We start from the raw sequence: 11,271 nt of genomic DNA, 5'->3' as shown, positions 1-11,271 counted from the left end.
CGCGCTGGATGAAAACATGACAAGTGATGAGCGCGCCGTTCGCCAATGGTGGCGCACCTCCATCATCGATATGAAGCCCGGGTACATCGCATTTCGTGGCAACGCCATAGAGGACCTGATCGGGAATGTATCCTTTCCGCAGATGATCTGGATGATGGTGCGAGGCGATCTGCCGGGCGATGCTCAGGCGCGCCTGTTTGAGGCCGCTCTGGTCGCAGGTGTGGATCACGGCCCGCAAGCTCCCTCGATTGCGGCTGCGCGCATGGCTGCTACTTGTGGAGTAGGTCTCAATAATGCGATGGCGACTGCAGTGAATATGCTGGGCGATGTACATGGCGGAGCAGGCGAGCAGTGCGCCGAGCTTTATTATGATATCGCCGATCGCATGGATGCCGGGGCATCGCTGAATGATGCTGTTCGGAATGGTCTAGACAGTTGGCGCGAGACTTACGGCAAGATCGTTTCAGGTTTCGGACACCGGTTTCACAAGCCCGTCGATCCGCGTGCACCCCGGCTGATGCAGCTCGTTCGCAATGCGGCAAATGAAGGCACCGTTTCAGGTCGCTTTGCAGACATCGGAGAAGGGGTTCAGGCCGAACTTGGTCGTCAACGGGGTGGTCGGCCGATTGCGATGAACATCGATGGCGCGACAGCCGTGATCTTTTGCGAACTTGGCTTTCCCGCGCCCCTGTCGCGGGGGTTGTTTTGCTTGTCCCGTTCGGTTGGAATACTTGCCCACGCCTGGGAACAGATGAACCAGGGCGGTCGGAACAAAGGCCCTATGCCCCCGAATTACTTACCCCTCTACGAAGACAGGAATGATGAGATGTGAGACATCGAAATCTTTCCGGTCCGGCTCTGTTGGCGTTGGTCGTGTAAACGATGTCGATCTAAAACCACATTCAAAAATTCCCAATGCCAAAGTCATGATCTGCGGCAACCTCGATCTTCTAGAAAACCGCACCAAGGCCGATCAATACGGCATCGCCAGAGCCTGCGCGCCTTGATGGCGCCAGGGTTCCGGCTGATTGGCCTGCCTATTCCGGTGATGATCACGGCGCAGACGCGTCCGATTTAACGATGCCTCTGTGGGGCCTCGCCAGTTTAGAGCGATTGGATTGCCATATAAGTCGCTGTAAAAAAATAATTAAACCCGCTCGGGAGCCCGTCCGATGGTTTCACTTTAAGCCGAGCCACTAAGAGTTGATATTTTAAAAAATATCAGATATTTTTTACTAAGTATGATGAAAATTAGATTCGCAGACGTATGGAGCTGTCGTTCATGGTGAAACCCGAAGAGGCCGGCTCATGCCCCTCTCTCTATTCCTTGGCGCATCTGACGCTGATCGGCTGCACGCCGCCCGAGCTAGTCTACATTGCTGCCCGGGCCGGTTACGATGCCGTCAGCCCGCGATTCATTCCGATGCATGTGCCCGGTGAGTTTACTCAATCCCCGATCGACAAGGCACAGGTGCAGGCCACCAAAACCGCTCTTTCCACGACGGGCTTGAAAGTTCTTGATGTCGAGCTTGCGCGCATCACCGAAGATGTCGACCCGCGCAGTTTTGAACCTTCTCTGGAAATAGGCGGAGAGCTTGGTGCAAAGCGTATGATCATGAGCGCGTGGACCAACACCCGCGATGATCGCGACTTCCTGATTGACGTCTATTCCGAGACCTGCGAACTGGCCGCGCCCTACGGGCTGACGGTCGATCTGGAGTTCCCCAGCTTTTCACGCCTGCGTACTCTGGATGAGGCGCTGGATATTGTCCGCGCCTCCGATCAGCCGAATGGCGGTATTCTGGTCGATACGCTTTATCTGCACCTAAGCCGGGTGGATCTAGGAGAACTGCTGCACGTCCCTTCGGACCTGTTTCACTTTCTGCATATCTCTGACTGTCTACCAGGCATCGCGGATACGCGTGAGGGCATGATCCAACTGGCCCGCGATGCGCGGCTCTATCCCGGCGAAGGCTGGATTGACTTCACTGGCATCATCGAACGGATGCCGCCCGTCGACTACTCCATTGAATTACCCAACCAAAGCCGCGTTGCTGAGTTGGGATATGAAGAACACGCGCGTCGCTGTCTCAGCCACGCCAAGCGAACATTCGGCGAGGCGCGGTCACAGCGTCGTGTGCCCGATGCTGCAATTCTAAAACACCAAGAGGATCATCATGGGCAAAGAGCTCACTGAAAACGACCGCAACATGGCGGCCGATATGCTGGCACGCGCCCGCGCTGCTATGGCCGAGATCGAGGATTGGGATCAGGACAGGCTGGACCGCCTGTCTCAGGCAATTGCGTGGTATGCTGGTAACGAGAAGACCTTCACGCGTCTGGCTCAGCAGGGGGTGGACGAAAGCGGCATTGGTGACCGCGAAGGACGACCTGCAAAGCGGTTCAAAATACACATGGTACTGCGCGATGTCCTGCGCACCCCGTCGACTGGGATCGTCGAAGTCGACGAAGAAAAGGGGCTCGTGAAATACGCCAAACCTGCTGGTGTGATCGCATCCTTGATTCCCATGACCAACCCTGCGATGACGCCACCGGTGACCGGCGTGTCTGCCGCGAACGCCCGGAATGCGGTCATCTTCAGCCCGCACCCGCGAACTGCCCATACCACCTTTGAAATGGTCGAAGTCATGCGTGCAGCTTGTCGTGCTGCCGGTGCCCCTGAGGACTTGTTTCAGTCCATTCGCAAACCGTCGATCCCATTGACGCAACACCTGATGGAGATCTGCGACCTGACTTTGGCGACGGGAGGCAAGCCCATGGTCAAAGCAGCGTACAGTTCAGGGCGCCCGGCCTATGGCGTCGGCGCGGGCAATTCGTCCATCGTCATCGATGAAACCGCCGATCTGGACATCGCCGCGCAGAACGCTCGCATTTCAAAGACCTCCGACTTTGGGTCGGGCTGCTCGGCCGACGGCAACATCATCATCCAGCGCTCAGTTTACGACGATATGGTCAAGGCGCTTCAAGCTGAGGGTGGCTACCTGTGTTCGGATGAAGAGAAGGCCATGCTCGAAGCGGCCATGTGGGATGAAAAGGGAAACCGTACGTTTCCAACCATCGCCTGTCCGCCGCAGCAAACGGCCAAGGTCGCCGGTTTTAGCATCCCCGAAGATCGCAAGTTTCTGATGGTTGAAAATCAGGGGCAAATCGGCCCGCAGCACAAGTTCTCCAAGGAAAAACTGACCACTCTGATGGCGCTTTATCACTTCGAAACGTTCGATGGTGCGCTGGAAACGGTCAGCCAGATCTACAACACCGGGGGTAAGGGCCATTCCTGCGGCATCTACAGCCACAATGACGATCACATCGACCGGTTGGCGCGTCTGGCTCCGGTCAGCCGCATGATGGTTCGACAGCCTCAGTCCAAGGCCAATGCGGGTGCCTGGACCAATGGCATGCCTATGACCAGCAGCCTGGGCTGCGGCATCTGGGGCGGCAATATCACCAATGAAAACGTCACCATGAAACACATGATGAACTACACCTGGGTCAGCCGTCCGATCCCCGAGGATCGCCCCTCGGAGCCGGAGCTGTTCGGTGAGTTCTACGGACAGGAGGTCGCGTGATGGACGGAGCGAAACTGGAAGGCAAAACGGTTGCCGAACATATCGTTGACTTTCTCGAACGCCGTGAAGTCAAGCATGTATTCGGCCTGTGCGGCCACACGAATATCGCGGTTCTGGCCGCATTGGCGGAAAGTCCCATTGATTTCGTAACTGTGCGGCACGAACAGATCGCCAGCCACGCGGCGGACGCTTATGCGCGGGTGACGGGCAAGGCCTCGGTGGTGCTGTCCCATCTCTCCCCGGGGCTAACTAATTGCGCCACCGGGGTCGCCAATGCGGCGTTGGATTGTATCCCCATGGTCGTGATCGCGGGTGACATTCCTACGCATTACTATGGCAAGCATCCGCATCAGGAGGTTAACCTGCACGCAGACGCCGCCCAGTGGGAGATCTATCGGCCTTTTGTCAAACGCGCCTGGCGGGTGGACCGCGCAGACCTGATGGCTGAGATACTGGAGAAGGCGTTCCATCTGGCCGAAAGTGGTCAGCCCGGACCGGTTCTGGTCAATGTCCCCATGGATATCTTCTCAGAGGTGATCCCCGCGGACAGTTTCGACCGAATCCGCGACAACACGCGCGCGCTCAAGAAACCGTCGATTGACGACGAGACAGCGCGAGAGATTGTCGAAGCGTTGGCCAAAGCCGGAAATCCGGTCGCCTATGTAGGAGGTGGTATCCTACTGGCACAGGCCAGCGAGGAACTGCGCGAGTTCGTTGAACACATGGGACTGCCCGTCGCGCATTCCTTGATGGGTAAAGGCGCCCTGCGGGACGACCATCCGCTTGTTTTGGGAATGACCGGGTTTTGGGGCACCGAGTTGGTTAATCAGTCTTGCCTGAACGCGGACTACATCTTTGCCGTAGGCACTCGGTTCAAAGAGGCTGATTGTTCAAGTTGGTACCCTGGCTACACGTTCAACATTCCCGGATCGAAGGTCATTCATATCGACATTGAGCCGCAGGAGATCGGTCGGAACTATCCCACCGAGATCGGCGTTGTTGCGGATGCCAAGGCCGCGTTGCGCGTCCTCAACCGGGTTGCCCGCAAAATGTATCCGGGCGGTTTCAAGCGCCCCGCTGTTGAACAAAAGATTGCTGATTTCCGGATGGGCTTCAAAGCGCGCAATGTGGAAATGGCCACCTCATCAGCGTTTCCGATGATGCCCGAGCGTATTCTGGCAGATACCCGCAAGGCACTGCCCGAGGATTCCATCATCACGACGGACGTCGGATGGAACAAGAACGGCGTCGGACAACAGTTCGACATCCTGACACCCGGTTCGATCCTGACCCCAGGTGGTTTTGCTACAATGGGTTTTGGCCCTCCGGGCGCGATCGGCGCGAAGCTGGCAGCACCTGATTGTGTGGTGATCAGCCTGGTTGGTGATGGTGGTTTCGGCCAAAACCCGTCGATGCTTGCGACTGCGGTCGAGCTTGATCTGGGTATCATCTGGCTGGTTATGAACAACAACGCCTTCGGCACGATCGCAGGTCTTCAGAAGGCGCATTACGGTTTAACCTATGGTACAACCTTCCCAGGGTCGGCCGAAGCGCCGGCCAACGGACCGGGTTATGCAGAAATTGCACGGGCCTACGGCGCAGAGGGGCACAGGCTGGGCGCTGCTGACGAGCTGTTGCCCGCATTGGAAGCGGCGATAGCCAGCGGCAAACCCACTGTTCTTGATGTCCCAATGATCAATAATCCGACACCAACGACCGGACATTGGAACATCTTGGACATATACTCACCAGACAAAGATGTATCCCACGTAGCGACGTGAAAAGCCTGTTCGAGGAACGCCTCACCGGGGGTATGCCTCGAACAGACCTGCAGTGGTTTCATTCTCGCAGAGGTGAGCGAAGAAACATCAAACAGCATCACCAGTAGCGGGCTACAAAAAGAGGAACACCTCCAAAGCGCCGGGGTCCTTCAGACATTGCGTGGCAACGTTTGGCGCATGATGTTGAATGCGGAGTTGAGGGGCCGGGTTTAACTCCTGCTTTCCTCATCCCAAGGAATTCCGCTAGTGTCGGCACCGACCTGATATGAGTGATGCCGCCACATGATCGAAATCCGCGACCTGCAACTGCTCAGCGCTTTGGCGCGGCACCGGCATTTTGCAAAGGCAGCCGAGGAATGCGGGATTTCCCAGCCTGCGTTTTCAATGCGTATTCGCAACCTAGAGGATCGGTTGGGCGTGTCCATCGTCCGCCGTGCCAACCGGTTTCAGGGCCTGACCGAAGAGGGCGAGATGATTGTCCAGCGGGCGCGGCGCATTCTGGACGACACCAAGGCCTTGGAACAGCAGGTGCAGGCGGCAAAGGGGGAAATCACGGGGACTCTGATACTGGGCGTGATCCCGACTGCAATCGCCTTTACGGGCCGGTTGATCAAGCGTCTGCAGCAGGCGCATCCGCGCATCATCACTCGGATCGAAACGATGTCGGCTACGGCCATTCAACATCGGCTGGACGAAGGCAGTCTGGATGCGGGCATCACATATGGCGACAGTATCGGCACCGATTTGCGGCAGGTACAGTCGCTGTATGAAGAAACCTATGTCCTGTTGATCCCGTCTCATATGACAGACGAGACGGGGCCAATTCCCTGGGCACGGGTCGCCGAATTTCCGGTCAGCCTACTTGAACCGCAGATGCAGAACCGCCGCATATTAGACCGGATTTTCGCCGAACAGGGCCTGCATCCTCATGTGGTCGCGGAAACCAGCGGGTTCACTGCCTCAATGGTCATGGCGCGTGAGGGATTGGCGGCCACCGTGGTGCCACGCGTGTTGGTACGGGCGTTGGGGGATCTGAAGGGAACAAAGGTTCTGCCTTTGGTCGATCCGGTGGTCAGCAAACCTATCTGTCTGGCGACCCTGACACGCGATCCGGAACTGCCAACGGTTGGAGCGCTGCGCGCGGTGGTGACGTCTTTGCGGTGATAAGGTGTCGTTATCGTGCGATTGAAATATGCGATTTGACGATATGCTAGTCTGATGAGACACGGGGCCTGAATCGGAGGGCATCATGGCACCATTAGATACCAAGCCATCAGGCGCGCCAAAGGGCGTCTGGAAGTCAGGTAAAGGCAAGGGGCGGCACACGCCCAAAGGCCGTCAGTTCACGGATGAGGCGGCGGCCGAGATTGCGCGCTTGCTGGGGGATCGCCCCCGCCGTCGCGACCTTTTGATCGAATTTCTGCATCTGGTTCAGGACGAACACGGCCATATCAGCGCTGACCACATTGCCGCGCTTGCAGTCGAGATGCGGATTGGTCAGGCCGAGATATATGAGACCGCCACCTTCTATGCCCATTTCGATGTGGTGAAAGAGGATGAAGCCCCGCCGCCCGCGCTGACCATCCGCGTCTGCGATTCCCTGTCCTGCGAAATGGCCGGTGCCCAGCAGTTGCAAAAGGCGTTGGAAGACGGTCTTGATCCTTCCAACGTCCGTGTCCTGCGTGCGCCTTGCATGGGTCGTTGCGATACTGCGCCGGTGCTGGAAATCGGGCATAACCATATCGACTATGCCACTCCTGAAAAGGTGCAGGCGGCGATTGCTGCGGATGATACCCACGCCCATTTGCCCGCCTATGAAACCTTTGCGGCATATGAAGCAAACGGCGGCTATGCCAAGCTGAAAGAGCTGCGCGAGAGCGGTGATTGGGAGAAAGTACAGGAAGACATCCTGTCCTCGGGCTTGCGCGGTCTGGGTGGAGCTGGCTTCCCGTCCGGCAAGAAATGGGGCTTCGTTCGCATGAACGAAGGCACCCGTTATCTGGCCGTGAATGGCGATGAAGGCGAGCCTGGTACGTTCAAAGATCGCTACTACCTTGAACGCACGCCGCATGTCTTCCTTGAAGGCATGCTAATAGCTGCCTGGGCGGTAGAGGCCGAGACCTGCTTTATCTATATGCGCGATGAATATCCGGCGGTGCTGGAAATTCTACGCCGCGAGATTGCCGCGCTGGAACAGGCTGGCCTGGTTGAAAAAGGATATATCGATCTGCGCCGGGGCGCCGGTGCCTATATTTGCGGCGAAGAATCCGCGATGATCGAGTCGATCGAAGGCAAGAAAGGCCTGCCGCGTCACCGGCCTCCGTTTGTGGCGCAGGTTGGGGTCTTTAACCGTCCGACCTTGGTGCACAATGTCGAGACGCTCTATTGGGTGTCGAAAATCTGCCGCGAAGGGCCCCAAGTGCTGAACAGCACGGAAAAGAATGGGCGCACGGGTCTGCGCAGCTATTCGGTCTCGGGCCGGGTGGCGCAGCCGGGCGTCTATCTGTTGCCTGCGGGATCGACCATATTGGATGTGATTGAGGCCGCTGGTGGCATGGCCGAGGGTCACGTTTTCAAAGCCTATCAACCGGGCGGGCCGTCTTCGGGCCTGTTGCCTGCGTCAATCGACGACGTGCCGCTGGATTTCGACACGCTGCAACCTCTGGGTACGTTTATCGGGTCGGCCGCCGTGGTGGTGCTGTCCGATCAGGACACTGCCCGCGACGCGGCGCTGAATATGCTGCGGTTTTTCGAGGATGAAAGCTGTGGCCAATGCACGCCCTGCCGGGCGGGCTGCGAAAAGGCGGTTAAGCTGATGCAGGCTGACACGTGGGACCAGGATTTACTGGAAGACCTGTGTCAGGTCATGGGCGATGCCTCGATCTGCGGTCTGGGGCAGGCGGCCCCGAACCCGATCCGCCTGGTCATGAAACATTTCGCTGACGAAATCTGAGGGAGACAGAGCCATGCTTGATGCAAGCCCAACCAAGACCGTCACCTTCAACCTGAACGGAAATGACGTCACCGTGCCCGAAGGCTGGACCATCTGGGAAGCCGCCAAGGGGCAAGGGTTCACGATCCCGCACCTCTGCCACAAGCCCCAGCCGGGTTACAAACCCGACGGCAACTGCCGCGCCTGCATGGTCGAGGTCGAGGGCGAGCGCACGCTGGTCGCTTCGTGCATTCGCCCTGCGGCGGACGGCATGGTGGTGAAAACCGACAGCGACCGTGCCGAGAAATCGCGCGCAATGGTCATGGAATTGCTGGTCGCCGATCAGCCCGAGGTGGCCCACGACAAATCCAGCCATTTCTGGGACATGGCCGAACTGAACGATGTCAGCGACAGCCGGTTCCCGGCCAAAGAGCCTGGGAAAATCCCGTTGCTGGATGACAGCCATATCGCGATGCGGGTTAATCTGGATGCTTGCATCAACTGCAACCTCTGTGTCCGCGCCTGCCGGGATGTGCAGGTAAATGATGTGATCGGGATGGCCGGGCGTGGTCACACCGCGCAGGTGGTGTTCGATCAGAACGACCCGATGGGCGATTCTACTTGTGTGGCCTGTGGTGAATGCGTTCAGGCCTGTCCGACCGGTGCATTGATGCCAGCCACTGTTTTGGACGAAAAGCAGCAGGGCGACAGCAAGGATTATGATTCCGAGACCGAAAGCGTCTGCCCGTTCTGCGGCGTCGGCTGCAAGGTCTCGCTGAAGGTCAAGGACGGCAAGGTCAAGTATGTCGAAGGCATCAACGGCCCGGCCAACGAAGGCCGCTTGTGCGTGAAAGGCCGCTTTGGCTTTGACTACATCCACCACCCACACCGCCTGACCAAACCGCTGATCCGGCGAGAGGATGCGCCTGCGAAGGGGCTGAATGTCGATCCGTCGAATCTGTCGACCCATTTCCGCGAAGCGAGCTGGGAAGAGGCGATGGATCTGGCCGCCGCCAGGCTGAAAGCCCTGCGCGACGAAGACCCGCGCAATGTTGCGGGCTTTGGTTCGGCCAAATGCACCAACGAAGAGGCCTATCTGTTCCAGAAATTCATCCGTCAGGGTTTCAAGCACAACAATGTCGATCACTGCACAAGGCTGTGCCATGCATCGTCCGTGGCGGCGCTGATCGAGAATGTCGGCTCGGGCGCGGTGACCGCGACGTTTAACGAGATCGAAAACGCGGATGTGGCGATCATCATCGGGGCTAACCCGATCGAAAACCATCCCGTTGCGGCGACCTATTTCAAGCAGTTCACCAAACGTGGTGGCAAGCTGATCGTGATGGACCCGCGCGGCGTCGGCATGCGCAAATTCGCGGACGAAATGCTGCAATTCCGTCCGGGTGCTGATGTCTCGATGCTGAATGCGATCATGAATGTGATCGTCGAAGAAGAGCTTTATGACAGCCAGTACATCCACCGCTGGACCGAAAACTGGGAAGCCGAAAAAGAGCACCTGCGCGCCTTCACCCCCGAAGCGATGGCGCCGATCTGCGGTATCGAACCTGATCAGCTGCGCCGCGTGGCGCGCATCTTTGCACAGGCCAAGGCCGGGCTTATTTTCTGGGGTATGGGTGTCAGTCAGCATATCCACGGCACCGACAATTCGCGCTGCCTGATCTCGCTGGCGTTGATGACCGGCAACGTTGGTAAACCAGGCGCGGGCCTGCACCCGCTGCGCGGTCAGAACAATGTGCAGGGCGCGTCGGACGCGGGCCTGATCCCGATGTTCCTGCCCGATTACAAAACGGTGACCGATGACAACATCCGGGCAAGGTTCACCTCGGTCTGGGGATCTGAGGATTTCTCGAACGAAAAAGGCCTGACCGTCACTGAAATCATCGATCAAGCATATGCGGGCAATATCAAGGGCATGTATATTCAGGGTGAAAACCCAGCCATGTCCGACCCCGATGTAGGCCATGCGCGGGACGCGCTGGCCAAGCTGGAGTTGATGATTGTGCAGGACATCTTCCTGACCGAAACGGCGAACTACGCCGACATCATCCTGCCTGCCTCGGCGCTGTATGAAAAGAACGGCACCGTGTCGAACACCAACCGTCAGGTACAACGAGTGCGTCCGGCTGTGGCGCCTCCGGGTGAGGCGCGCGAGGATTGGAAAATCACCGTCGAACTTGCGCAGCGCATTGGTCTGAACTGGTCTTATTCGGATGTTTCCGAAGTGTTTGCCGAGATGAAGCTGACGATGGAGTCTCTCGACAACATCACCTGGGAGCGGCTGGAGACCGAAACAATCACCTACCCGTCGCTGTCTGAGACCGATCCGGGCCAAGCGATTGTGTTTGGTGATGGCTTCCCTCGTGCCGATGGGCGGGCCAAGTTCACTCCTGCCAGTGTGATCCAGCCGGATGAAGCGCCGGATGAGGAGTATCCGATGATCGCCACCACGGGTCGTCAGCTTGAACATTGGCACACAGGGTCAATGACCCGCCGGGCCACGGTGCTGGATGCGGTTGAACCAGAGGCCAACTGTTCGATGAACCCACGTCAGCTAAAGCTGATGGGAATCGAACCGGGCGAGACCATTCGCCTGACCACCCGTCGCGGCTCGATCGAGATCATGGTGCGTGCCGACCGGGCGATTGCAGAGGACATGGTGTTCATCCCCTTTGCCTATGTTGAGGCGGCGGCGAATATCCTGACCAACTCGGCCATCGACCCTTATGGTAAAATTCCTGAGTTCAAATTCTCGGCCATTCGCGTAGAAAAGATCGAAGACGCAATCGCGGCTGAGTAAGAGTGTCGGAGTAGAATTTTTGAGGGCGGCCTTGCGAGGTCGCCCTTTTAGGTTTCCGCGACGTCAACGCGGAAATAGGCATTTCCCACTCAGCTTTGCGCCATTTGCGCCATATTTCTCTGGTTTCAGCAATTTTGAGCCTAAGAAAACGCC

At 57.8% G+C, this 11,271-nt stretch carries 7 protein-coding genes; all 7 read left to right on the top strand.

What is annotated here, in order from left to right; translation table 11 throughout:
• Positions 1 to 16 precede the first annotated feature (16 nt).
• The 7 genes from AC2FH6_RS18195 (at position 17) to fdhF (ending at position 11,118) form a co-directional block, all read left to right on the top strand.
• Positions 17 to 832, top strand: coding sequence for a citryl-CoA lyase (locus tag AC2FH6_RS18195; RefSeq protein ID WP_496703867.1), 816 nt, complete (start codon positions 17 to 19; stop codon positions 830 to 832).
• 450 nt (positions 833 to 1,282) lie between these two features.
• Entirely contained in the window at positions 1,283 to 2,197 is a 915-nt protein-coding gene (locus AC2FH6_RS18190; RefSeq protein WP_496703828.1) for a sugar phosphate isomerase/epimerase family protein, read from the top strand.
• On the top strand, positions 2,178 to 3,587 hold the full coding sequence (locus tag AC2FH6_RS18185; protein WP_496703827.1) for an aldehyde dehydrogenase family protein: 1,410 nt from the start codon (positions 2,178 to 2,180) through the stop codon (positions 3,585 to 3,587). The genes AC2FH6_RS18190 and AC2FH6_RS18185 overlap by 20 nt, the downstream gene beginning before the upstream one ends.
• Positions 3,587 to 5,368, top strand: coding sequence for a thiamine pyrophosphate-binding protein (locus tag AC2FH6_RS18180; RefSeq protein ID WP_496703826.1), 1,782 nt, complete (start codon positions 3,587 to 3,589; stop codon positions 5,366 to 5,368). The genes AC2FH6_RS18185 and AC2FH6_RS18180 overlap by 1 nt, the downstream gene beginning before the upstream one ends.
• A 282-nt stretch (positions 5,369 to 5,650) precedes the next feature.
• Entirely contained in the window at positions 5,651 to 6,532 is an 882-nt protein-coding gene (locus AC2FH6_RS18175) for a LysR family transcriptional regulator (protein WP_142640095.1), read from the top strand.
• An 85-nt stretch (positions 6,533 to 6,617) separates the two neighbouring features.
• Entirely contained in the window at positions 6,618 to 8,321 is a 1,704-nt protein-coding gene (locus tag AC2FH6_RS18170) for an NAD(P)H-dependent oxidoreductase subunit E (protein ID WP_496703825.1), read from the top strand.
• A 13-nt stretch (positions 8,322 to 8,334) separates the two neighbouring features.
• Entirely contained in the window at positions 8,335 to 11,118 is a 2,784-nt protein-coding gene (fdhF, locus tag AC2FH6_RS18165) for a formate dehydrogenase subunit alpha (RefSeq protein WP_496701090.1), read from the top strand.
• Positions 11,119 to 11,271: the final 153 nt, after the last annotated feature.

This window comes from Ruegeria sp. CDSC045, assembly GCF_059610725.1.
This window is presented reverse-complemented; position numbering and strand designations above follow the sequence as displayed.

What these genes read in the sequence shown, in the direction of transcription:
- AC2FH6_RS18180 (WP_496703826.1), top strand. Translation starts at nt 3,587, where the DNA reads ATGGACGGAGCGAAACTGGAAGGCAAAACGGTTGCCGAACATATCGTT.
- AC2FH6_RS18190 (WP_496703828.1), top strand. Translation starts at nt 1,283, where the DNA reads ATGGTGAAACCCGAAGAGGCCGGCTCATGCCCCTCTCTCTATTCCTTG.
- AC2FH6_RS18170 (WP_496703825.1), top strand. Translation starts at nt 6,618, where the DNA reads ATGGCACCATTAGATACCAAGCCATCAGGCGCGCCAAAGGGCGTCTGG.
- AC2FH6_RS18175 (WP_142640095.1), top strand. Translation starts at nt 5,651, where the DNA reads ATGATCGAAATCCGCGACCTGCAACTGCTCAGCGCTTTGGCGCGGCAC.
- AC2FH6_RS18185 (WP_496703827.1), top strand. Translation starts at nt 2,178, where the DNA reads ATGGGCAAAGAGCTCACTGAAAACGACCGCAACATGGCGGCCGATATG.
- fdhF (WP_496701090.1), top strand. Translation starts at nt 8,335, where the DNA reads ATGCTTGATGCAAGCCCAACCAAGACCGTCACCTTCAACCTGAACGGA.
- AC2FH6_RS18195 (WP_496703867.1), top strand. Translation starts at nt 17, where the DNA reads ATGACAAGTGATGAGCGCGCCGTTCGCCAATGGTGGCGCACCTCCATC.